Source organism: Microbacterium phoenicis, assembly GCF_047302325.1.
Taxonomy (GTDB): Bacteria; Actinomycetota; Actinomycetes; order Actinomycetales; family Microbacteriaceae; genus Microbacterium.
Genome location: NZ_CP154849.1, coordinates 1,436,065 through 1,457,904, shown reverse-complemented (window position 1 = coordinate 1,457,904; position 21,840 = coordinate 1,436,065). Strand labels below are relative to the sequence as shown.

The 21,840-nt window shown below is 68.3% G+C and carries 21 protein-coding genes and 1 tRNA gene; 8 read left to right on the top strand and 14 right to left on the bottom strand.

Going from position 1 to position 21,840, the window contains the following annotated elements:
- Nucleotides 1-129: 129 nt before the first annotated feature.
- Nucleotides 130-1,287: a PrsW family intramembrane metalloprotease gene (locus ABCU91_RS07125; protein ID WP_413355320.1), complete on the bottom strand. Its 1,158-nt coding sequence runs from the start codon at nucleotides 1,285-1,287 to the stop codon at nucleotides 130-132.
- A gap of 59 nt (nucleotides 1,288-1,346) precedes the next feature.
- On the opposite strand from ABCU91_RS07125, the gene ABCU91_RS07120 reads away from it, so the two are divergent.
- Entirely contained in the window at nucleotides 1,347-2,210 is an 864-nt protein-coding gene (locus ABCU91_RS07120; protein WP_413355319.1) for a fumarylacetoacetate hydrolase family protein, read from the top strand.
- A gap of 64 nt (nucleotides 2,211-2,274) precedes the next feature.
- On the opposite strand, the gene ABCU91_RS07115 is transcribed toward ABCU91_RS07120, so the two are convergent.
- From ABCU91_RS07115 to ABCU91_RS07085, 7 genes are all read right to left on the bottom strand, one after another.
- Nucleotides 2,275-2,706, bottom strand: coding sequence for a DUF4190 domain-containing protein (locus ABCU91_RS07115; protein ID WP_413355318.1), 432 nt, complete (start codon nucleotides 2,704-2,706; stop codon nucleotides 2,275-2,277).
- Between the two features lie 78 nt (nucleotides 2,707-2,784).
- Nucleotides 2,785-4,242 (bottom strand): aspartate ammonia-lyase, encoded by a 1,458-nt coding sequence (locus ABCU91_RS07110; protein WP_133398281.1) that lies wholly within the window; start codon nucleotides 4,240-4,242, stop codon nucleotides 2,785-2,787.
- 66 nt (nucleotides 4,243-4,308) lie between these two features.
- A complete protein-coding gene (locus ABCU91_RS07105; protein ID WP_406922272.1) occupies nucleotides 4,309-5,289 on the bottom strand; it encodes an aldo/keto reductase in 981 nt (326 codons plus the stop codon).
- Entirely contained in the window at nucleotides 5,286-5,675 is a 390-nt protein-coding gene (locus ABCU91_RS07100) for a MerR family transcriptional regulator (protein ID WP_091352286.1), read from the bottom strand. Before ABCU91_RS07100 ends, ABCU91_RS07105 begins: the two co-directional genes overlap by 4 nt.
- A gap of 45 nt (nucleotides 5,676-5,720) precedes the next feature.
- Nucleotides 5,721-6,623: a phosphodiesterase gene (locus ABCU91_RS07095; RefSeq protein ID WP_413355317.1), complete on the bottom strand. Its 903-nt coding sequence runs from the start codon at nucleotides 6,621-6,623 to the stop codon at nucleotides 5,721-5,723.
- A gap of 36 nt (nucleotides 6,624-6,659) precedes the next feature.
- Nucleotides 6,660-6,995: a peptidase gene (locus tag ABCU91_RS07090; RefSeq protein WP_413355316.1), complete on the bottom strand. Its 336-nt coding sequence runs from the start codon at nucleotides 6,993-6,995 to the stop codon at nucleotides 6,660-6,662.
- The gene (locus ABCU91_RS07085) at nucleotides 6,992-8,242 is read right to left on the bottom strand and encodes an inorganic phosphate transporter (protein ID WP_413355315.1); all 1,251 of its coding nucleotides are present in this window, start codon (nucleotides 8,240-8,242) and stop codon (nucleotides 6,992-6,994) included. The genes ABCU91_RS07090 and ABCU91_RS07085 overlap by 4 nt, the downstream gene beginning before the upstream one ends.
- 185 nt (nucleotides 8,243-8,427) lie before the next feature.
- On the opposite strand from ABCU91_RS07085, the gene ABCU91_RS07080 reads away from it, so the two are divergent.
- The 5 genes from ABCU91_RS07080 (at nucleotide 8,428) to ABCU91_RS07060 (ending at nucleotide 14,403) form a co-directional block, all read left to right on the top strand.
- Complete coding sequence (locus ABCU91_RS07080; protein ID WP_413355386.1) at nucleotides 8,428-10,527, top strand: S9 family peptidase; 2,100 nt, start codon at nucleotides 8,428-8,430, stop codon at nucleotides 10,525-10,527.
- A 39-nt stretch (nucleotides 10,528-10,566) separates the two neighbouring features.
- Entirely contained in the window at nucleotides 10,567-11,469 is a 903-nt protein-coding gene (locus ABCU91_RS07075) for a hypothetical protein (RefSeq protein ID WP_406922276.1), read from the top strand.
- Between the two features lie 195 nt (nucleotides 11,470-11,664).
- On the top strand, nucleotides 11,665-12,696 hold the full coding sequence (locus ABCU91_RS07070; RefSeq protein WP_413355314.1) for a TerC family protein: 1,032 nt from the start codon (nucleotides 11,665-11,667) through the stop codon (nucleotides 12,694-12,696).
- Nucleotides 12,697-12,758: 62 nt separating this feature from the next.
- Nucleotides 12,759-14,045: a hemolysin family protein gene (locus ABCU91_RS07065; protein ID WP_413355312.1), complete on the top strand. Its 1,287-nt coding sequence runs from the start codon at nucleotides 12,759-12,761 to the stop codon at nucleotides 14,043-14,045.
- Nucleotides 14,046-14,115: 70 nt separating this feature from the next.
- Nucleotides 14,116-14,403, top strand: coding sequence for a hypothetical protein (locus ABCU91_RS07060; RefSeq protein ID WP_413355311.1), 288 nt, complete (start codon nucleotides 14,116-14,118; stop codon nucleotides 14,401-14,403).
- A 14-nt stretch (nucleotides 14,404-14,417) separates the two neighbouring features.
- On the opposite strand, the gene ABCU91_RS07055 is transcribed toward ABCU91_RS07060, so the two are convergent.
- The 3 genes from ABCU91_RS07055 to ABCU91_RS07045 all read right to left on the bottom strand — a co-directional run bounded on the left by ABCU91_RS07055 (nucleotide 14,418) and on the right by ABCU91_RS07045 (nucleotide 15,955).
- A complete protein-coding gene (locus tag ABCU91_RS07055; RefSeq protein WP_413355309.1) occupies nucleotides 14,418-14,834 on the bottom strand; it encodes a hypothetical protein in 417 nt (138 codons plus the stop codon).
- 79 nt (nucleotides 14,835-14,913) lie between these two features.
- Nucleotides 14,914-14,989, bottom strand: a tRNA-Thr gene (locus ABCU91_RS07050).
- Between the two features lie 30 nt (nucleotides 14,990-15,019).
- Nucleotides 15,020-15,955 (bottom strand): DsbA family protein, encoded by a 936-nt coding sequence (locus ABCU91_RS07045; protein WP_406922279.1) that lies wholly within the window; start codon nucleotides 15,953-15,955, stop codon nucleotides 15,020-15,022.
- 228 nt (nucleotides 15,956-16,183) lie between these two features.
- On the opposite strand from ABCU91_RS07045, the gene ABCU91_RS07040 reads away from it, so the two are divergent.
- Both ABCU91_RS07040 and ABCU91_RS07035 read left to right on the top strand, forming a co-directional pair.
- Nucleotides 16,184-17,287: an ABC transporter ATP-binding protein gene (locus ABCU91_RS07040; protein ID WP_413355308.1), complete on the top strand. Its 1,104-nt coding sequence runs from the start codon at nucleotides 16,184-16,186 to the stop codon at nucleotides 17,285-17,287.
- An 81-nt stretch (nucleotides 17,288-17,368) separates the two neighbouring features.
- Nucleotides 17,369-18,676 (top strand): DUF4032 domain-containing protein, encoded by a 1,308-nt coding sequence (locus ABCU91_RS07035; protein WP_413355307.1) that lies wholly within the window; start codon nucleotides 17,369-17,371, stop codon nucleotides 18,674-18,676.
- 9 nt (nucleotides 18,677-18,685) lie between these two features.
- Here ABCU91_RS07035 and ABCU91_RS07030 read toward each other — a convergent pair whose 3' ends face one another.
- From ABCU91_RS07030 to cysS, 3 genes are all read right to left on the bottom strand, one after another.
- On the bottom strand, nucleotides 18,686-19,324 hold the full coding sequence (locus ABCU91_RS07030) for an NAD(P)-dependent oxidoreductase (protein WP_413355306.1): 639 nt from the start codon (nucleotides 19,322-19,324) through the stop codon (nucleotides 18,686-18,688).
- Nucleotides 19,325-19,419: 95 nt separating this feature from the next.
- Nucleotides 19,420-20,406, bottom strand: a complete 987-nt coding sequence (rlmB, locus tag ABCU91_RS07025; RefSeq protein WP_406922282.1) for a 23S rRNA (guanosine(2251)-2'-O)-methyltransferase RlmB — start codon at nucleotides 20,404-20,406, stop codon at nucleotides 19,420-19,422.
- Nucleotides 20,399-21,802 (bottom strand): cysteine--tRNA ligase, encoded by a 1,404-nt coding sequence (gene cysS, locus ABCU91_RS07020; RefSeq protein ID WP_413355305.1) that lies wholly within the window; start codon nucleotides 21,800-21,802, stop codon nucleotides 20,399-20,401. The genes rlmB and cysS overlap by 8 nt, the downstream gene beginning before the upstream one ends.
- Nucleotides 21,803-21,840: the final 38 nt, after the last annotated feature.

Below are 21,840 nucleotides of genomic sequence, written 5' to 3'. Positions count from 1 at the left end.
TCTTGACACCGTGAGGGGGCGGCGGGATCATTTCAGTACACCAACTCAGCGCCCGGAAGACTCGCAGGCATCGCCGCGGCACCGGGCGCTGAGTCTTTTCTCCCCACGACTCTTCGCCCCGCCCGCGCCTCAGGACGCGAGGACGTCCTGCCGTGCGCGGGTAGCGCGCTCGAGGTATACGCGTTCGTCCGCAGCGGCTCGAGGATCCCGTCCGCTGACGACTCGTTGCCGAGCCGCCGCGAGGGACGTCGCCTCCGCAATGAAGCGTCGCATCGCCGAGACCCGGTCGCCCGGAAGCGACCGAGCCCAGGCGAGGGCGCGAGAACGCCCGCGGCGCGTGGCCAGCATGTCGACCTCGGCGGGAGAGAACCATCCCACCGCCGCATAGTCGGCGAGCCGGGCGCGGGTGAGACGCGCCTCCTCCCGGCGGAGGAGCACGATCCCCACGATGAACGCGGCGAACAGCGGCATCTGAAGGGTCAGATACAGCACGAAGAAGTCCGCCATGGCCGCGGAACCGTTCCACAAGGCGTGCAGGCCGATGGCGCACAGGATCCCGACGGTCCACCTGCCGAACGCGGCGCCTCCCCTCGAGCCCGACCGGGCGGCGAGCCCGAGGGCGTACCCCGTGGCAGCCGTGAACATGACGTGCGCGAACGGCGAGAGGATGCCGCGCAGGAAGAAGGTGAACGCGGCCCCCTCCGCACCGCCGGTGATGAGACTGTCGCCGAAGTACAGGATGTTCTCCGTGAAGGCGAACCCCGCTCCGACCAGCGCGCCGTAGACGACGCCGTCGACGGGACCGTCGAACGCGCGACGGGCAGCGACGAAGAGGAGGAGGACTCCGGCCCCCTTCGCGATCTCTTCCACGATCGGAGCCTGCACCACCGACGACACCGTCTCGGGCAGCCAGGGCGCCACGACCGAGACGACCAGCCCGACGCCGAGCGCCACCGCTACCGATGCGACGGCTCCCCACAGGAGCGCGAAGACGACGAGCCCGCGCGGCTCCGGCTCCCATCGGTCGATGATCCGGATGGCCGCCACCACGACCGCGAGCGGGACCAGGGCGAGGACGGCCGAGACGACCGAGGCGATCGGCCCGAGGAACGCGAGGAAGTAGACCGCGAGACCCAGGGCGACGAACCCGAGCACGATCGCGACGACCCACAGGACCACGCGCCCACCCGAGGCCGCCGGCACCGGGAGCTCGCGGTGCGGTGGAGCTGACGGTGGCGTCATCGCCGTCGCGTGGACCGGCTGCGCAAGGGGCGACGGGAACGACATGCGCTCAGCCTAGGGCGGCCCGATCGAGCGCCGGAGCGGGGGGACGATACCCTGGAGCAATGCGCTTCGCCCACGTTGTCCCCGACGGAGTCGACGAGCCGCAGCTGGTTCTCGTCGAAGAGGATCGCGTCACCATCGTGTCGCGCCTGTTCGACGGGGCCCCGTCTCGTCTGCAGCAGCTGATCGAGGGCGGCGACACTCTTCTCGACCGGGTGCGTGAAAGCGCACCCGCAGCCGAGTGGATGCCGCTCGGCACCCCCGTGTTCGCGTCGGCGATCCTCGACACACCGATCACCATCGCGATCGGCCTCAACTACTCCGCCCACTCCAGCGAGCTCGGCCTCAAAGCGGACGCCGCACCCACGGTCTTCATCCTGTGGCCCGGCTCCCTCACCGGCCACCGCCAGACCACGACCTGGCCTCGCTCGCTCAGCACGTCCGTCGACTACGAGGCTGAGCTCGGCGTGATCATCGGACGACCCGCACGCGACGTGGCGATCGAGAACGCCCTCGACCACGTGTGGGGCTACACGGTGGTGAACGACATCACGGCACGCGACATCCAGTTCTCCGAGGCTCAGTGGTCGCGCTGCAAGTCGTTCGACGGGTTCACCCCCACCGGGCCCTTCGTCGTGACGGCGGACGAGATCCCCGACCCGCAGGATCTGCACATCTGGGCGATCGTCGACGGGAAGATGGTGCAGGACGCCTCGACCGATCAGATGATCCACCCGGTCGCGAAACTCGTCTCGTTCCTGTCGCAGTCGGCGACGCTGCTGCCGGGAACACTCATCTCGACCGGGTCGCCGGGCGGGGCCGGCTACTCCCGTGACCCGCAGATCTTCCTGCGCGACCGATCGACCGTCACGGTCGGCGTCGACGGGATCGGCGAACTCACGACCTTCTGCCGCATCCTCGACTGACGCGGCGAACGAACGACGAAGCGGCGACCACCCGAGGGTGATCGCCGCTTCGCTTTGTGCGATGTCAGTAATCCAGCTGGGTCGACCCGTTGAGGACGTCGGAGCACGGCAGGTCGACGCCGTACACGTTGACGATGGCCGTCGGGTCTGCCGCGCAGGTCATCCCCGCCGCGATGGGCGGCCAGACGAGCGCGAAGAAGATGATGATCCCGACGATCATGAGGACGACGCTCACGATGATGGCCGCGAGGGCCAGTCCGTTCTTGACGCCGGCCTTACGGCTCTGAACAAGGGCGACGATACCCAGGATGAGGCCGATGAGCTGCGTGAAGGGGATGATCGCGAGGATGAGCGCGACGATTCCCATCGTGCGCCCCGGCTTCGCACCGGGCGTGGGTCCGCCCGCGTACTGCGGCGCGTTGCCGTAGGCCGGAGCCTCGTACGCCGGCGGCGCGGGCGGGATGTTCTGAGAGTTCGGCTGGTTGGGGTCGGTCATGGGGTGTCCTTCACATCGCTGATCGGCCGAGATACGACCCTGACGCTAGCGTCCATGGTTCTCTCAGACAACCTGAAATCATTTCTGGTCCGCAGCGGTCGGTTTCGTGATAACCGGGATCGCGCGCGTGACCGCCTGCAGACCCGACAGCCGCGCCGGGGACAGCTGCTTGTCGACCTCCTCGCGTGACATCAGACCGGCCTCGACGACGAGGTCGCCGACGTTGCGCTTGGTCAGCAGCGCCGTCTTCGCGAGGGCCGCCGCCGCGGTGTACCCGATGAACGGCGTCAGCGCCGTGATGACGCCGACGGACGAGCCGACCATCGTGCCGAGCCGCTCGCGGTTCGCGGTGATGCCGTCGACGCAGTTGACGCGGAGGGTGCGCATGCCGCGCCGCATCCAGGTGATCGACTGGAAGATCGAGTGCGCGATGACCGGCTCGAACGCGTTGAGCTGCAGCTGCCCACCCTCGACGGCCATCGTCACGGTCAGGTCCGCACCGGCGACGGCGAATGCGACCTGGTTGACGACCTCGGGGATGACGGGGTTGACCTTTCCGGGCATGATGCTCGAGCCCGCCTGCCGCGGCGGCAGGTTGATCTCGCCGAATCCCGCCTGCGGGCCGCTCGAGAGGAGACGCAGGTCGTTGCTGATCTTGGACAGCTTGATCGCGTTGCGCTTGAGCGATGACGAGAACGACATGAATGCGCCGGTGTCGCTCGTGGACTCGACGAGGTCTTCCGCGGTCTCGAGGTCCAGCTCGCTGATCTCACGCAGGTGCCGCAGGACGGCACCGGAGTAGTCCGGATGCGTCGTGATGCCGGTGCCGATGGCCGTCGCACCCATGTTGATCTCGTAGAGGAGGTGCGCGTTCTCGCGGAGGCGGTGGTAGTCCTCCCCGAGCGTTGTGGCGAACCCGTGGAACTCCTGCCCGAGCGTCATGGGAACGGCATCCTGCAACTGGGTGCGCCCCACCTTGAGCACGTCGTGGAACTCGTCGGCCTTCTTCAGGAAGGACTGCCGCAGCAGATCCAGCTCTTCGAGGAGGGACTGCAGGTCGAGGCCGAGTCCCACCTTGATCGCCGTCGGGTAGACGTCGTTGGTGGATTGGCTGCGGTTCGTGTGATCGATCGGAGACAGGAAGGCGTAGTCGCCCTTCTCGCGTCCGGCCATCTCGAGCGCGACGTTGGTGATGACCTCGTTCGCGTTCATGTTGGTCGAGGTGCCGGCGCCGCCCTGGATGACGCCCACGACGAACTGGTCGTGGAACTCGCCGTCGATGACGCGCTGAGCGGCCTGGTCGATGAGGTCGGCGCGGGATGCCTCGAGCACGCCGATCTCCTTGTTGGCGCGCGCGGAGGCCTGCTTGACCATCGCGAGGGCGACGACGAGGTCGCGGTAGACCGAGATCGGTCGCATCGAGATCGGGAAGTTCTCCAGAGCCCTCGCCGTGTGGATGCCCCAATAGGCGTCGGCGGGGATCTCCATCGATCCCAGGGAGTCGGTTTCGGTGCGCGTCGTCGCGTCAGATGCCATGTGCGGTGTCCTCGTGGGTCACAGGGGTGCAGGGATGGATCGAGCCTATCCCCGCACCCCCCGACCTCACCGGTTCACGCTGGACATGTCGGCGTAACGATCGCCGACCGCCGGCGCGACGTCACCGAGTCGGCGCAGCTGGTCATCGGTCAATGTCAGGTCGGCGGCTCCGATGTTCTCCTCGAGCCGCTCGAGCTTGCGCGTCCCGGGGATCGGGACGATGTCCTCGCCCTGCGCCAGGAGCCACGCGAGCGCCACCTGAGCCGGAGTCGCCTCGGCTTCCGCGGCGATCCCCTCGACGACCTCCACGATGCGGAGGTTGGCGGCGAGCGCCTCGTCCTCGAACCGCGGGTTGCTGCGACGGAAGTCGTCCTCGGCCAGCTGGTCGACCGAGCGGATGGCGCCGGTCAGGAAGCCGCGACCGAGCGGCGAGTACGGGACGAACCCGATGCCGAGTTCGCGCAGCGCCGGCAGCAGCTCCGCCTCGGGGTCGCGGGTCCAGAGGGAGTACTCGGTCTGCACGGCGGTCACCGGGTGCACCGCATGCGCGCGACGGATGGTGGCGACGGATGCTTCCGACAGTCCGTACCCGCGGATCTTGCCCTCCTGCACGAGCTCGGCGAGCGCGCCGACGGTGTCCTCGATGGGGACGCCCGGGTCCATCCGGTGCTGGTAGTAGAGGTCGATGCGATCGGTCTGCAGGCGCTGCAGCGACCCCTCGACCGAGCGGCGGACGTTCTCGACGCTGCCGTCGACGCCGGAGCGGCCGTCCGGGTGGCGGACGATGCCGAACTTCGTCGCGAGCACGACCTCGTCGCGGCGACCCGACTCCGCGAGCGTCGCGCCGAGGAGCTCCTCGTTCGTGTGAGGTCCGTACATCTCCGCGGTGTCGAGCAGGGTCACGCCGCGATCGAGGGCGCCGAGGATCGTCCGCTTCCCTCCCGCGTCGTCCTGCCCCGCGCCGGTGTAGAACGCGCTGATGCCCATGAGGCCGAGGCCGATGCGACCGACCTGCGGTCCGTGGGCTCCGAGTGTGGTGGTCTTCATGATGGGCCGATCTCCTTGTCGTAGATGTCGATCTTGTGGTCGATGGCGGCGAGGCTGAGGGTGACCTCGTCGAGCTGCCGTCGGACGACCTCCCTGTGCTCGACGAGCAGCCGGCGGCGTTCGGCGACCGTCCCCTCCCCTTCGCGGGCGAGCTCGGTGTAGCGACGCATCGTGGCGATCGGCATCCCGGTCCAGCGCAGCCGCGCGAGGAAGCGGATCCAGACGAGGTCTGCGTCGGAGTACCGACGGTGGGATGACGATGCCCGGTCGACCGGGTGCAGCATCAGCCCGGCCCGCTCGTAGTAGCGCAGCGTGTGGGCGCTGACGCCGGTGGCGTCGGCTGCTTCGGCGATCGAGGCGCCGGAGGGACCGGAGAGGAGGGTCATGCCTTCACGGTAGAACTTCGAGCGCGCTCGAAGTCAAGCGGTGGCTCAGGAAGGTTTGCGCGAGAACGCCTCGAGACGCTCCTGCGGGCTGAGGGCGGCCATCCTCTCGACCCACTCGGCCGAGAAGTACTCGCCGGTGGGGGCGTCGACGACGGGTACGACCGTGTGAGTGATCGTGTCGTCGTACACGTGGACGAGGTGGAAGGACTGGCCGGCATCCATCCCGTTCACATCCGTCGCGGGGCGCTGCAGATTCATCGTGTAGCAGGTGGCCGACGCCACACTCACGGGGATGCCCGCGAACGTCCCGCTCGTCGTGTAGTGCAGGTGGCCGGCGAGGATGCCGCGCACGTCGGTTCCGGCGACGATGTCGGCGAGGGCGTCCTGCTCCCGGAGCTCGAGGATGTCGAAGAACGGGATGTGGCTCGGCAGCGGTGGGTGGTGGAGTGCGAGGAGGGTGCCCAGCGGCGCCGGCTCGGCGAGGACACCGCGGAGCCATTCGCGCTGGGCCGCGTCGACCGCACCGTGATGCCAGCCGGGCACCGTGGAATCGAGCACGACCAGTCGCAATCCGCCGAGGTCGTGCACGGCCGTGAGCGGCTCGAGCGAGCCTGGTTCATCGAAGAGACCCTCGCGCATCGCCGGCCGTTCGTCGTGGTTGCCCGCGACCCACACGATCGGCGCGTCGAGCCGCTCCGCGACCGGCTCGACGATCTCGCGCAGGCGCCGATACGCGTCGGGCTCGCCGAGGTCGGTCAGGTCGCCCGTCACGACGAGGGCGTCGGGACGGATGCCGGTACGCTCGATCGCCGCAAGGGCGGCCTTCGCTCCTCCGGTCGAGTCGTACGCGCCACCGAGGCGACTGTCGCCCGCGAGCAGGTGGGTGTCGCTGAGGTGGACGATCGAGCGGAGGGCGGGCGCGTGCCGGCCGAAGGAGACGGACTGCATACCGTCAGCCTATTGACGGTCCCGGACGGCCCGCGATCAGTGGTTGAAGAGGATCAGCAGGAGCCCGCCGAGGACGACGAGCCCGCAGACGGCGAACGAGCCGTATGCGCTCACCAGGGCGACGCGCTTCTGCGCGGGGCTGAGCGGGTTCTTCTTCGCGGCCTTCTTGGCCGCCTTCGCCGCCCGCTTCTGCTCCTTCGGCGTCATGACCGTCAGCGCGTCCGTGAAGGTCGCGGGAATGACGACGGGCACGCGTCCGGCGCGGACGAGCAGCCGCAACCCGGCGGCGTAGAAGAACACGACGACCGACGCGGCGAGGATCGCGGCGACGAAGACCTGGACGAAGGCGAGCCAGTCGATGCTGACGCTCATCGGACGCCCTCCTCTTCGGATGCGGCGGCCGCCTGCGCGACGCGCTGCTGACGGCGAGTGGGCGGCGGCTCCTCGGTGAGGTCGACCGCGGCGCCGGAGTCGGCCACCTCGCTCATCGCGTTGGCCGCGGTGACCTCGTTGCGACGCGAGCGCAGGAAGATCGCGAGGACGATCGCGACGGCGATGACCGCGCCGATAATGACGCCGATGAGCTCACCGACCCCCTGCCCGAACAGGTTCTCGAAGCCCACGATGAGGAACGCGGCGAGCGCACCGACGATGCCGGCCGCGGGGAGCGTCAGCACCCAGCCCACCGTGATGCGCCCGACCGTGCCCCACCGGACGACCGCGCCGCGGCGTCCGAGGCCGGATCCGATGACGGAGCCCGAGGCCACCTGGGTCGTCGACAACGCGAACCCGAGGGCGCTCGATGCGAGGATCGTCGAGGCGGTGGATGCCTCTGCCGAGAAGCCCTGCGCCGGCTTCACGTCGGTGAGGCCCTTGCCGAGGGTGCGGATGATGCGCCAGCCGCCCATGTAGGTGCCGAGGGCGATCGTGAAGGCGCACGCGAAGATCACCCAGAGCTGCGGGTCCGACTGGGTCTGCCAGCCGACCGTGATGAGCGCGAGGGTGATGACACCCATCGTCTTCTGCGCGTCGTTCGTGCCGTGGGCGAGGGCCACGAGGGACGACGTGAAGATCTGCCCCCAGCGGAAGCCGTCGCGCCCGTCGGGCTTGTTGTCGTAACGGCGCGTCACGACGTAGGCGATCTTGGTCGCCACGAAGGCGATGATCCCGGCGGTGAGCGGCGCGATGAGCGCCGGCAAAACGACCTTCGAGAGCACGACACCCGTGTCGATGGCGCTGATCGAGGCGCCGACGACCGTCGCGCCGATGAGGCCACCGAACAGAGCGTGGGACGAGCTCGAGGGGAGCCCGAGGAGCCACGTCAACATGTTCCAGGTGATGGCTCCGATGAGCCCCGCGAAGATGATGGCCGGGAAGATCGATTGCGAGAGCTGGTCCTCGCGAATCATGCCGCCCGAGATCGTCTTCGCGACCTCGGTCGACAGGAACGCGCCGACGAGGTTGAGGACGGCCGCCAGGAGCACGGCGACCTTGGGCTTCAGTGCACCCGTCGCGATGGGCGTGGCCATCGCGTTCGCGGTGTCGTGGAAGCCGTTGGTGAAGTCGAAGAACAGTGCCAGTGCGATGACCAGGACGACGATGAGTGCTGCGGTCTCCACAGTTCGCTTTCCGTCGGGAATCGGGGGAACGGGCGCCGCGGCGATCGGCAGTGCGAACGAAAAGTTCACCCAGACGTCAGCGAGTGTTCAGTCGGGCCTGGAAAATCCTCGCACACGTTGCGCCATGGCATAACCCGCGCGCGCTCGCGAGGGTCGGTTAGCGTGGTCGGGTGACTTCCGAAGCTGTGACACCGCCCGTCGCCGACCGCCGCCCCTTCACCCGGACCCATCACGGCGACGCCGTCTCGGACCCCTACGAGTGGCTGCGCGCGAAGGAGGACACCGAGGTCGTCGGTCACCTCGAGGCCGAGAACGCCTACACCGATCAGCGCACCGCACACCTGGAGGGCCTGCGGAACCGGATCTTCGACGAGATCAAGGGTCGCACGCTCGAGACCGACCTCTCGGTCCCCTCGCGACGCGGGCAGTGGTGGTACTACGGACGCACCCTGGAGGGCAAGCAGTACGGCATCAACTGCCGCGCCCCCATCGCGGACGTCGACGACTGGACCCCGCCGGTGCTCTCCCCTGACACGGACGTCCCCGGTGAACAGGTCCTGCTCGACGGCAACGTCGAAGCCCACGGCCACGACTTCTTCTCGCTCGGGAGCCTCGACGTCTCGAACGACGGCACACGCCTGCTGTACGGCGTCGACATCGCGGGCGACGAGCGTTACACCCTCCGCATCCGCGACCTCGCATCGGGTGAGGATCTGCCCGACGTCATCGAGAACACGTCCTCCGGCGCGGTCTTCTCCCCCGACGGCCGGCATGTCGTCTACACGACGGTCGACGACGCGTGGCGTCCCGACACCGTCTGGCTCCACGTCGTGGGGACGGATGCCGCGTCGGATCGGATCCTCTTCACCGAACCGGACGAGCGCTACTGGGTCGGCGCCGGTTTCACCCGCAGCGACCGGTTCCTCGTGATCGGGGTCGGATCGTCCATCACCTCCGAGGAGTACCTGGTCCCGGCCGATGACCTCACCGCCGAGCCGCGCTCCGTGTGGCCGCGCCGCGAAGGCGTGGAGTACTCGCTCACCCACGCGGTCGTGGGCGGCGAGGACGTCCTCTACATCCTGCACAACGATGGCGCCCTGGACTTCGAACTGGTCCGGGTCGCGGCATCCGACCCGACCGGCCAGCGCCACGTGGTCCTGCCGCACCTCCCCGGACGCCGACTGCTGGACGCCTCGGCGTACCGCGACTGGGCGATCGTCGAGTACCGACGCGACGGCCTCGCCCGGGTCGGCATCCTCGACTACGCGACCGACGACGTCCACGAGATCGCGTTCGAGGAGCCGCTGTACGCGGTCGGGGCGAGTGGGTCGTCGGAGTGGGCACCGCCCGTCATCCGGCTCGGGTACGCCTCGTTCGTGACCCCGGGCACGGTCTTCGACTACGAGGTCGCCACGGGCGAGCTCCTGCACCGCAAGAGCCAGCCCGTCCTCGGGGGCTACGATCCCTCGGACTACGGGCAGGAGAGGGTCTGGGCGGTCGCCGACGATGGCACGCGGATCCCGGTCTCGCTCGTGTGGAAGCGCTCGTTCGGCGAGCCGGGCATGTCGCCGCGCCCCGTCCATCTCTACGGCTACGGCTCCTATGAGCACTCGATCGAGCCGGGCTTCTCCGTGGCGCGCCTGTCACTCCTCGACCGCGGCGTCATCTTCGCCATCGCGCACGTGCGCGGCGGGGGCGAGATGGGCCGGCAGTGGTACGAGGAGGGCAAGCTCCTCCACAAGCGCAACACGTTCACGGACTTCGTCGCCGTCGGCCGCCACCTCGTCGCGGAGGGGTACACCTCGCCCGACCGTCTCGTCGCCGAGGGCGGATCCGCCGGTGGGCTCCTGATGGGCGCGGTCGCGAACCTCGCCCCCGACCTGTTCGCCGGCATTCTCGCCGGCGTGCCCTTCGTCGATGCGCTGACGACTATCCTCGACCCCTCCTTGCCGCTGACCGTCATCGAGTGGGATGAGTGGGGCGACCCGCTGCACCACGAGGACGTCTACGCCTATATGAAGTCGTACACGCCCTACGAGAACGTCCGGGACGGCGTCTCGTACCCCCGCATCCTCGCCGTCACCTCCCTCAACGACACTCGCGTCCTCTACGTGGAACCGGCGAAGTGGGTGGCACGACTGCGCGAGGTCGGTGCCGACGCTCTCCTGAAGTGCGAGATGGTCGCCGGTCACGGCGGGGTCAGCGGCCGGTACAACTCCTGGCGGGAGCGTGCGTTCGAGCTCGCGTGGCTGCTGGACGTGCTGGGACTCGCCGACAGCGAGTGACCGTCGCGATCGCGTCGCGCCGCTGGGTACGATGCCGCCATGGCCTCTGATCCTCGCTACCGCGCGTCGGTCCGGATCGATCTCGACCTGGTCTGCGCGCATCCCGACGACCTCCTCGCCGGCATCGACGATGCGTCTCGCATGTCGGCATCGACGATCGATGCCGAAGACGCCCTCCTCTCGCTCCTCGACGTCGCGGTCACCCCCGGTGCGGAGCGCCTCGTCCGTATCGAATCGACCAGCACGACCATCGTCGATTCGGAATGGGAGGGGACATCCGGCGCGGTTCCGGAAGGCTCCTCCGACACCGCCCGAGTGGCGCGCGCGGGCGCGAGACTGGCTGGCATCGACTGGGCGCTGAACGAGCTCTTCGGCGGGGCGACCGGTGACGCGACGGCATCCGAGTTGCGGCAGCGCACCATCATCAAGGGACTCGTCTGGAACGCCTCCGTCATGGTCGTGGACTGCCTGTTCGATGACGTCCTCCACCTGGCGGATGCCTCGGGCGACCACTCCGCGTGGCGGGATACCCACGTCATCTCGCAGTTGCCGCCGCAGTACGCGACCCATTACGACCGAGGGTTCGCGCAGAAGTTCCTCGCCGCGACGATCGAGGTCACATCGCGCCTGAGCGCGTCGCCCGTGTACCCGCCGACCGTCGCGCACGAGCTGGCGCTCAAACTCGTCCTCGATGAGGCGGAGCGCAACGCGGACCGGCTGAGCGGCGACCTGCCCGAAGGATGGCGGGAGCACCTCGACACCGTGCTGTTCCAGGATCTCGACGTCGACTCGCTGTTCGCCGAGCAGGACGCGGCGTCGAAACGGGATGCCGCAGCGGCGACCCCTCCCCTCGACTTCGCGAGCTGGTTCATCCCGTACGCGCACGCACCGGCGCCCGCGCCGTACGCGAGCGACGACCTCAAGGAGCCCGCAGGGCGCTAGCACGGCCGACCCCGTCGAGGCAATTGTCAGTCTTGGCCTTCGGCATCCCATAAAATCGGAAGTCCCCAGGGGGAGTACTCCGATACGGTCGGTTCGTCATTACGGATGTGAAGGCGCATCCCGGACCACCGGTCTCGAGCAATCGAGATGGAGAAGACTCTGGCGTCATCTGTTCACGCCATCGAGGAGACTCCTGTGGAAATCACCCCGCTCGTCTGGGGCATCACGATCGCCGTCACGATCGCCTTCTTCGTCTACGAATTCTTCGCCCACGTGCGCAAGCCGCACGAGCCGTCCATCGCCGAATCGGCACGCTGGTCGGCCTTCTACATCGGCCTCGCCCTGCTGTTCGGCGTCGTCATCGGCTTCATCCCGGGCTGGGGATGGGTGTACTCGGGTGAGTACTTCGCCGGCTACCTGACCGAGAAGGCGCTGTCGATCGACAACCTCTTCGTCTTCCTCATCGTGATGGCCGGCTTCGCCGTGCCGAAGATCTACCAGCAGAAGGTGCTGATGATCGGCATCGTGATCGCCCTGGTCATGCGCGGTGGGTTCATCGCGGTGGGCGCCGCTCTCATCGAGAACTTCTCGTGGATCTTCTACATCTTCGGCGCGCTGCTGCTCTTCCTCGCGTACCGTCAGGCCTTCGCTCACGGCGACTCCGACCCGGCCAACGGCAAGTTCATGCAGTTCGTCCGCCGTCATCTGCCCGTCAGCGACGAGTACAACGGCGACAAGCTGACGGTCAAGAAGGACGGCAAGCGCTTCGTGACCCCGATGCTGCTCGTCATCGTCGCGATCGGATTCGTCGACCTCATCTTCGCCGTCGACTCGATCCCCGCCATCTACGGCCTCACGAACGAGGCGTACATCGTCTTCACCGCGAACGCATTCGCGCTCATGGGCCTCCGCCAGCTCTTCTTCCTCATCGGCGGTCTGCTCGAGCGCCTCGTGTACCTCGCCCAGGGTCTGGCGGTCATCCTCGCCTTCATCGGCATCAAGCTCCTCTTCCACGCCCTCCACGTCAACGAGCTGCCCTTCATCAACGGCGGCGAGCCGCTGCTGTGGGTCCCCGAGATCCCGATCTGGCTCTCGCTCGTGTTCATCGCCGCCACGATCGTCGTCGCCACGGTTGCGAGCCTCGCCAAGACGCGGCGCGACGACGCCAAGGCGCTCGCGAGCGGGGCGCCCACGACCACTCCCGAGCAGAAGAAGGAGCACAGCTGACCGATGATCAGCGACCATACGCAGACGCCCACCGTTGAGGCCGACGCCGTCGGACGGATCCGATGAACGACCTCGCCCTGAACATCGCCCTCGTCGTGGTGTTCGTCCTGGTGGGCGGAGTGTTCGCGGCCACCGAGATGGCTCTGGTCACACTCCGTGAGAGTCAGATCAATGCGATCGCCGCTCGCGGCAAGCGGGGCGCCAAGGTGGCTGGACTGGCGCGGAACCCCAACACGTTCCTGTCGGCGGTTCAGATCGGCGTGACCGTGGCGGGCTTCGCGTCGGCGGCCTACGGCGCCACGTCGATCGCGCCCTCGGTCGCGCCGGTCCTCGAGTCGTGGGGCGTCGATCCCGGATTGGCGTTGACCCTCGCGACGCTGATCCTGACCCTGCTGATCGCCTACCTGTCGCTCGTGCTGGGAGAGCTCGTGCCGAAGCGGCTGGCGATCCAGCGGAACGCGCAGTTCGCCTACGCCGTCGCCCCCGTCCTCGACGGGTTCGCGAAGGTCATGCGACCCGTCATCTGGCTGCTGTCAGTCTCGACGAACGCGCTCGTGCGCCTGCTCGGCGGTGATCCTCACAAGACCGGTGAGGAGATGACCGACGAAGAGGTCCGCGACATCGTCGCGAGCCACGAAGGCCTGCCCGAGGACGAGCGTCGAATCCTCGAAGACGTGCTCTCGCTGCGGGGTCGCCAGCTCAGCGAGGTCATGCGCCCGCGTCCCGAGGTGACGGCGCTGGATGACACCGCCACGATCGGTGACGCCGTCGCCGAGGCACGGGAGCTGCCGTTCTCCCGGTATCCGGTCGCCGACACCTCCATCGACGACATCGTCGGGTTCGTCCACGTCCGCGATCTGTTCGAGGCGGTCGTCGAGGGCCGGGATGCCCCGTTGTCGGGCATCGTGCGTCCGATCCCGTACTTCCCGTCAACGGCGCGCGTCCTCCCGACGCTGACGAAGATGCGGGCCGAGGGCCACCAGATCGCAGTGGTCGTCGACGAGTACGGCGGGACCGACGGCATCGTCACACTCGAGGATCTCGTCGAGGAAGTCGTGGGCGAGATCTTCGACGAGTACGACACCGCGGTCGCCCCGGACGCGGACCGCGAGATCATCGACGGTCGCCTCAACCTGCAGGACTTCTCCGAGGCCACGGGCATCGTGCTCCCCCGTGGGCCGTCCGACACGGTCGCCGGCTTCGTCACGGAACGGCTCGGCCGTCTGGCGGTCGTCGGCGACGTGATCGAGGTCGACGGCGCGACGATCGAGGTCACGGCCCTCGACCGTCGTCGCATCGCCGAGGTTCGCGTGACGTCGCGCGACGCGGTCGAAGCGGACGAGAGCTGACGCTGGGGCGCCGGTCTCGAGCAGATGCGGGCCCGGGATCATGAGATGCACCGTGAGCTATCGTCGGGCCATGGACCCCGCGGACGACGAGCGCGTCGCAGTGAAGGCCTCCGCGCTGGCATGGGGTTTGCTCTGGATTCTCGGCACTGCCCTCGCGGCGATCTTCTTCGCCGCCCAGGAGTTCGGCGAGTCCATAGGGCGATGGTCCGAAGTGACCACGGCCGGCGCCAGAGGCATTCCGATGCCGCGCTGGATGAGGTTCTCGATGCACGCGAGCGCCTCAGTCCTCTTCGCGATCTTCATCGTTGTCATGGCGCGGCTCATCGTCCGCGAACTCCGTCGGCGTCGTGGGAGCTGAGTTACCGAGTCCTGTCAGCGAACGGAGGAGTGCGAACCGCCCTCACGCGCGACGAGGCTTCGCACCTCAACCACCGCTGAGAGACCGAGCTTCAGACTCTCCTCCTGTTCCCGCCTCACGTCGGGGTGCAGGTCGTCCTCCGTCAGGATCTCGAGCGTGACCGCGTTTCCTTCTTCCAGTCGATCGAGGATGAACGGCAGATCATCCTCCATCAGCGACACGTCGAACGGCGCGTCATCGGGCAGCGGTGAGACATACGGCTGATCGTCGGCGATCTCCTGAGGCGGCTCATTGACCCGCCGAGCGTCATCGATGACGTCCCAAATGCGTTCGAGATCGTTGAGGATGCCTCGCGGATCCATCTCGACACGGTCGCCCGAAGATTGATTCTCCATCTCGGCGCTGATCGTCAATGCGGTTCGGTAGGTCATGATCACGCATCGCACACTACATAGGTCACGCGAGTCGATGCGCAGCCAGGGGCGCCGGCCAAATGGAATACCGAGCTAATGGTGCCGGCTACAGGACTTGAACCTGCAACCCCCGTATTACAAGTACGGTGCGCTACCAATTGCGCCAAGCCGGCAGATGGCCCAGTCTAACCGGGCCGCGCAGCTCACTCCGCAGGCGCGGTGGGCGTCGGTGTCGCGGTCTGCTCGGTGTAGAACTTGTCGCTCGCGCTCGTCAGGACGAACTGCGAGAACTCCGCGGCATCCTTCAGCGCACCCATGTACGGCTGGCCGTTGACGAGGATCATCGGCGTTCCGGCGAGCTGCAGACCGTCGGCGTCGGGGATGCCGGCGATCGCACGCTCCGTGGCGTCCTTCGTCCACTCGATGTAGTCGCCGTCCTCGATGCAATCGCGGACCTTGTCGGGCTCCTGGGCGCCGACGGCCTGCGCGAGGTCGGCGAGTTCCGTGTCTGAGAACCCATCGGTGTCCATCGCGGGCTGACGGCTCAGCAGTTCCGTGTTGTAGGCGAAGAAGACGTTCTCGTCGTGCGTCGCGACACACGCCGCAGCGGCGGCGGCGCGCAGCGAGTACTTGGTGCCGTTGGACTTGGCTGTCAGCATCGACACGGGGTGGTAGCTGAGCGTCGCCGCGCCCTCGTCCACCCACGTCTTCAACTGATCCACGTTGGCGAGCTGCCATTCGCGGGCGCCCGGAGAGAGGTAGTCCACGTAGACGCGGATGTCGACGGGAGCCGCGGATGCCGTCGGTACGGGTGCGGCCTTGTCCGACTCCGGGGTGGCCTCGACCGCGCTGTCGTCGATCGTGCCCTGGCTGCCCGCGACGCCGGCGACGTCGCTGACGGCGAAGCCGTCGGAGCTGGCGGTGTCCGGGGTCAGATCCCGTCCACCCATCGTCGAGGTCACCGACCAGACGACGACGGCGGCTACGGCGGCGACCGCTCCCGTGGCGAGGACGCCGAGCGAGATGCGGCGCGCAAGGCGGACGCGCGACTGCTTGACGTGGACGCGCTGCGCCTTCTCGCGCACGGCCTCGCGACGATCGGTCGCGGATGACGGGGTGTCGCCGGAATCGGTGGACATGAAACCTCGGGGAGATCTGTGGTGCGGCCAGAGGGCCCGGCGCCCGGGTGTGGCGCACGCTCCGATGTTAGTCAGACGCGCTGGAAAAAGGCTGACGAGGAGGCATCCCTCAGCTCCCCGCAGCCGTGGCATACTGAACACGCACCCGATGGCGGGTGTGCGGGGTGTCCCCCGCTCGCTTCACAACGGATCGTCCGGCACGTACCTGCCGGTGAAGGAGAAGAAAAGATGGCGTCCGTCACGTTCGACAACGCAACCCGTCTGTACCCCGGTGGCACCCGCCCGGCGGTCGACAAGCTCAACCTCGAGGTCGCCGATGGCGAGTTCCTCGTCCTGGTCGGCCCCTCCGGTTGCGGTAAGTCCACGTCGCTCCGCATGCTCGCAGGCCTCGAGGAGGTCAACTCCGGCTCCATCCGCATCGGTGACCGCGACGTCACCGACGTGCCGCCGAAGGACCGCGACATCGCGATGGTGTTCCAGAACTACGCGCTGTACCCGCACATGACCGTGGCCGAGAACATGGGCTTCGCGCTCAAGATCGCCGGCGTCGGCAAGGAGGAGCGCGCCTCCCGCGTTCTCGAGGCAGCCAAGCTCCTCGACCTCGAGGAGTACCTGACCCGCAAGCCGAAGGCCCTCTCGGGTGGTCAGCGTCAGCGTGTCGCCATGGGTCGCGCCATCGTGCGTCAGCCCCAGGTCTTCCTCATGGACGAGCCGCTGTCGAACCTCGACGCCAAGCTCCGCGTCCAGACGCGTACGCAGATCGCCTCGCTGCAGCGCCGCCTCGGCGTCACCACGGTCTACGTCACCCACGACCAGACCGAGGCCCTCACGATGGGTGACCGCATCGCGGTCCTCAAGGACGGCCTCCTGCAGCAGGTCGGCACCCCGCGCGACCTGTACGAGAAGCCGAACAACGTGTTCGTCGCCGGCTTCATCGGCTCCCCTGCGATGAACCTGTTCCCGGCCGACCTGGCCGAGGGCGGCATCCGCTTCGGCTCCGAGGTCGTCCCGCTCGACCGCGACACCGTCGGCCGCGCCAACGGCAGCCAGGTCACGGTCGGCGTCCGCCCCGAGGACATCGAGGTCGGCCCCGCAGACGGCAAGGGCCTCGCGGTCCAGGTCGACCTGGTCGAGGAGCTCGGCGCCGACGGCTACCTCTACGGTCACGTGGACATCAACGGCAAGCGTGCCGACATCGTCGCTCGCGTCGACGGCCGCAACCACCCGAACGCGGGCGAGACGGTCACGCTGGCCGCCAAGCCGGGCCACGTGCACGCGTTCGACATCGAGTCGGGCGACCGCCTCAACGACAAGCCGGTCGTCTCGGCCTGATCGTCATCATCAGCAGGACCGCGGCGCGGGTGGGTCTTCCGGACCCCCCGCGCCGCGGTGCGTGAGTCGGAGGTCACCCGCGTGGTCCATTCCCTGAGCATCACCGCCAGCAGCGTCGACGCGGGGCTTCTGGCTCTGCCGTGGGCGACGCCTCTCGGCGAATGGCCCAGTGACGCGATCGTCTCGCTCCCGAAGGGGCTCTCCCGCCATCTCGTGCGCTTCGCGAGCCTGTCGGGGCGTGTCGTGGCGGTGAAGGAGACGACGGCGGAGATGGCCCGCCGCGAGTACGAGATGCTCGGCTCGCTCGCTCGGCTGGACGTCCCCTGCGTGAGCCGCGTCGCCGTCATCGACGGCCGCCGCACCGCGAAGGGCGAGCCGCTCCCCGCCGCTCTCGTCACCGCGCACCTGCGCTTCTCGCTCCCCTACCGCGCTCTCTTCACCCAGGTGCTGCGTCCCGACACCGCCACACGCCTCGTGGACGCCCTGGCGGCGCTCCTGGTCCGCCTCCACAACGTGGGCTTCTTCTGGGGCGACGTCTCGCTGTCGAACACGCTGTTCCGACGGGATGCCGGGGCGTTCGCCGCCTACCTCGTCGACGCCGAGACGGGCGAGCTGCACGAGGGCGGCCTGACGCGCGGCCAGCGCGAACACGACCTGGACGTCGCGCGCACGAACATCGCTGGCGAGATCATGGACCTCGAGGCCGGTGGGCGTCTCGAGGGCGGTGTGGACGCCGTGGCGATCGCCGACGGCATCATGTCGTCGTACCGGTCGCTGTGGAGCGCGCTCACCGAGACCGAGACCTTCGCGGCGAACGAGACCTGGCGCATCACCGAGCGCGTGCAGCGGTTGAACAGCCTCGGCTTCGACATCGGCGAGATGTCGATCGACGAGACATCCGACGGCACGAAGGTGCTGATCCAGCCGAAGGTGGTGGATGCCGGGCACCACCAACGGCGTCTGCTGCGCTTGACGGGGCTGGATGTCGAAGAGAACCAGGCCCGTCGGCTGCTCAACGACATGGACGAGTTCGCGGCCCGCGTCTCGCGCCTCGGCAGCGACGAGGAGATGGTCGCCCACGAGTGGCTGACCCGCGTCTTCGAACCGGTCGTCAAGGCCATCCCGTGGGAGCTGCGCAGCAAGCTCGAGCCCGCCGAGGTGTTCCATCAGGTGCTCGAGCACCGGTGGTACATGTCACAGGCCCGCGGGCGGTCGATCCCGATCGCCGAGGTCCTGTCCTCCTACATCGACGGCGTGCTGCGTCACCGCCGTGACGAGGCGACCGTGATGGGTCCGCCGACCGAGACGACGGCGCTTCCGGTGATCACGTCCGACGTGCCCGTCAGCGACGACGACGAAGACGAGGTCGACTGGCGCGACCTCGTCTGATCGTCGTCGTCAGTACCCGACGGTGAACCGCTCGCGCACGTGCGCGGGCGACTCGATCTCATCGAGGACGGCGATCGCGAAGTCGGCGCCGGAGATGAAGGACTCGCCCTTGTCGTCGGTGACGATGACGTCGCCGCCGATGCGATACGAGCCGGTGCGCTCCCCCGGCGCCCAGGCGCCGAAGCCGCCGGCCGGGTGGATGTAGAACCAGTCGCGACCGCTGGTGTCGGCCTGGAGGTCCTCGAGGATGCCGATGGCTTCCATCGCCTCGGGCTTGATCTCCTCGGGGAAGCCGCTGTCGATCACGCGGGGACCCCCCGGGGCGACGAGGCTGCCACCGGCGCCGCCGATGACGCCGACGCGCACCGAGAGCGGCAGCGCCGCGATGACGCCGTCGACGGCCTCTCGCATCTTGCCGACCATGTCGCCGCGGGGCGAGGTCGCGAAGACGACGACATCGACTCCGTTGAGTTCTGCCGCGAGTGCCGGGGCGTCGAGCATCGTGCCCTCGACGTAGGTCGCCCCCTCGATCCGGTCAGCGGGGATCTTGCGCGCGACGGAGACGACGGTGTGTCCTCGACGGACACCCTCGGCGACGATGTTGCTGCCGGCGTAGCCGGTGCCTCCGATGACGGCGATGCGGGTCATGATGGTTCCTCTCCTGCGGATGAACAGTCGAGTGCCAGTCTGACCCGTTTCCCTATGGTCACGCTATCCGTCGCCCATGCGGCGACGGATGCGAGTCACTCGCTCGCGGCCCGAAGGGTCGACACCTGGTACAGGGCGACGGATGCCGCGATGCCGGCGTTGAGCGATTCGGTCGCCGCGTTGATCGGGATCGACACGATCTGGTCGCAGGTCTCGGTCACGAGGCGCGACAGGCCCTTGCCTTCGGAACCCACGACGATCACGACGGGGCGGTCCGCGAGCTCGAGCGCCGGCAGCGACACGTCGCCTCCGCCGTCGAGACCGAGGATGAAGACGCCCTGCTTCTTGAACTCCTTGAGCGTCGTCGTCAGGTTCGGGGCGATCGAGACGGGGATGCGGGCGGCCGCGCCCGCACTCGTCTTCCACGCGGCGGAGTTGACGCCCGCCGAGCGGCGCTGCGGCAGGATGATCGCCTGTCCGCCGAAGGCGGCCGTCGAGCGGATGATCGCGCCGAGATTGCGGGGGTCCGTGATGCCGTCGAGGGCGACGAACAGCGGCAGCTGGCCGCGGTCGATGACCTGCTCGAGCAGGTCCTGCGGGTGCGCGTACTCGTAGGGCGGCACCTTGAGCGCGACGCCCTGGTGCACGCCGTCGAACCCGGCCATGCGGTCGAGCTCCTGACGCGTGACCTCGAGCACGGGGATCTCGCGGTTCGTCGCGATGGACAGCATCTCCTTGACGCGGTCGTCCATCTCGACGCGCTGCGCGATGTAGAACGCGGTCGCGGGGATCTTGGCGCGGAGAGCTTCGAGCACGCTGTTGCGGCCGGTCACGGTCTCGGTGTCGTCACCGGACTTCGCCTTGGGCGCGCGCCCACCGGTCGTCTGCCGGATCTGGGGCTTGCCACCGGCCGCAACGAAGCGCTCCTTCGCGGCCTTGCGCTTGCCGGCCGGGTGCCAGGCGCGGTCCTCGGCCTTGGGCGTCGGCCCACGACCCTCGAGAGAGCGCTTGTTCTTGCCGCCGGACCCCTTTGTGGGGCCCTTCTTGCCGCGTCCCGCGGACGGGTTGCCGAACTTAGCCATTGTTCATACTCCAATGGGTCCCGGAGGGACCGTCTTCGAGGACGACGCCTGCCGCCGCGATCGCGTCGCGGATGCGGTCGGCTGCCGCCCAGTCCTTGGTCGCGCGGGCCTCCGCGCGCTGGTCGATCATGGTGGTGACGAGGCGGTGCAGGGCGGTCGCCATGGCCTGCGCCATCACCGCGGACCACTTCACATCCATGGGGTCTATGTCGAGGAGGCGAACCATCGCCATCACCTGTCGAAGGGAATCCTCGGCGGCGGCGGAATCGCCCGCATCGAGGGCGGCGTTGCCCCGGCGCACCGTCTCGTGGAGGACCGCCAGCGCCTGCGGCACGCCGAGATCGTCATCCAGCGCCGCCGCGAACTCCTGCGGAACATCGGACGCGAACCAGCCGACGGATCCGTCACCGGCGCGGAACGCACGTTGCAGGAACGCGCGGATGCGGCCGAGCGCGGCATCCGCTTCTGTGAAGGTGGACTCGGTGATGTCGAGATTCGAGCGGTAGTGCGCCGAGATCAGCGCGTAGCGGACCACGAGCGGGTCGGTGTCACGCAGGACGTCCTCGGCCAGAAGGAAGTTGCCGAGAGACTTCGACATCTTCTGGTCGCCGACCGTGACGAGCCCGTTGTGCACCCAGTAGCGCGCGAAACCGTCGCCGGCCGCCGTCGATTGGGCGAGCTCGTTCTCGTGATGCGGGAAGCGGAGGTCGAGGCCGCCGCCGTGGATGTCGAACTCGGGACCGAGGTATCGGCGGCTCATTGCGGAGCACTCGATGTGCCAGCCCGGTCGCCCGGAGCCCCAAGGAGAGTCCCATGTCGCGTCCGCAGGCTCGTCGGGCTTCGCACCTTTCCAGAGCGCGAAGTCGCGCGGATCGCGCTTGCCGCGCGGGTCCGCATCGGCGGCCGATTCCATGGCGTCGACCGACTGACGGGTCAGCGCGCCGTAGGGCGCCCAGGAACGCACGTCGAAGTAGACGTCGCCGGCGGCGGCGTACGCGTGCCCCGCCTCGATCAGACGCTCGATGAGCTCCTGCATCTGCGGGATGGATGCCGTCGCCCGCGGTTCGTAAGTGGGGGGCAGGATGCCGACCGCGGCATACGCGCGGGAGAATTCGAGCTCCATCCGGTAGGCCAGCGCCCACCAGGGCTCCGATTCCGTCGCGTTCGCGAGGACCTTGTCGTCGATATCGGTGACGTTGCGGACGAAAGTGACCCGGCCGAACCGGTGCTCGAGCCACCGGCGGAGGATGTCGAAGCTCAGCGCCGCGCGCACGTGGCCGATGTGGGGACCGGATTGGACCGTCGGACCGCAGACGTACATCGTGACGTTCTCGGGGTCGGCGGGCGCGAAGTCGCGCAGCGCCTGAGCCTGGGAGTCGTAGAGCCGAACCGTCACCGGTCCATGCTACCGGCGGGTGGCATCCGAGCCCGCTC

Bases quoted from the DNA above. Each gene is read 5' to 3' on its own strand.
- ABCU91_RS07125 (WP_413355320.1), bottom strand. From the start codon at position 1,287: ATGTCGTTCCCGTCGCCCCTTGCGCAGCCGGTCCACGCGACGGCGATG.
- ABCU91_RS07120 (WP_413355319.1), top strand. From the start codon at position 1,347: ATGCGCTTCGCCCACGTTGTCCCCGACGGAGTCGACGAGCCGCAGCTG.
- ABCU91_RS07115 (WP_413355318.1), bottom strand. From the start codon at position 2,706: ATGACCGACCCCAACCAGCCGAACTCTCAGAACATCCCGCCCGCGCCG.
- ABCU91_RS07110 (WP_133398281.1), bottom strand. From the start codon at position 4,242: ATGGCATCTGACGCGACGACGCGCACCGAAACCGACTCCCTGGGATCG.
- ABCU91_RS07105 (WP_406922272.1), bottom strand. From the start codon at position 5,289: ATGAAGACCACCACACTCGGAGCCCACGGACCGCAGGTCGGTCGCATC.
- ABCU91_RS07100 (WP_091352286.1), bottom strand. From the start codon at position 5,675: ATGACCCTCCTCTCCGGTCCCTCCGGCGCCTCGATCGCCGAAGCAGCC.
- ABCU91_RS07095 (WP_413355317.1), bottom strand. From the start codon at position 6,623: ATGCAGTCCGTCTCCTTCGGCCGGCACGCGCCCGCCCTCCGCTCGATC.
- ABCU91_RS07090 (WP_413355316.1), bottom strand. From the start codon at position 6,995: ATGAGCGTCAGCATCGACTGGCTCGCCTTCGTCCAGGTCTTCGTCGCC.
- ABCU91_RS07075 (WP_406922276.1), top strand. From the start codon at position 10,567: ATGGCCTCTGATCCTCGCTACCGCGCGTCGGTCCGGATCGATCTCGAC.
- ABCU91_RS07065 (WP_413355312.1), top strand. From the start codon at position 12,759: ATGAACGACCTCGCCCTGAACATCGCCCTCGTCGTGGTGTTCGTCCTG.
- ABCU91_RS07060 (WP_413355311.1), top strand. From the start codon at position 14,116: ATGGACCCCGCGGACGACGAGCGCGTCGCAGTGAAGGCCTCCGCGCTG.
- ABCU91_RS07055 (WP_413355309.1), bottom strand. From the start codon at position 14,834: ATGACCTACCGAACCGCATTGACGATCAGCGCCGAGATGGAGAATCAA.
- ABCU91_RS07045 (WP_406922279.1), bottom strand. From the start codon at position 15,955: ATGTCCACCGATTCCGGCGACACCCCGTCATCCGCGACCGATCGTCGC.
- ABCU91_RS07040 (WP_413355308.1), top strand. From the start codon at position 16,184: ATGGCGTCCGTCACGTTCGACAACGCAACCCGTCTGTACCCCGGTGGC.
- ABCU91_RS07030 (WP_413355306.1), bottom strand. From the start codon at position 19,324: ATGACCCGCATCGCCGTCATCGGAGGCACCGGCTACGCCGGCAGCAAC.
- rlmB (WP_406922282.1), bottom strand. From the start codon at position 20,406: ATGGCTAAGTTCGGCAACCCGTCCGCGGGACGCGGCAAGAAGGGCCCC.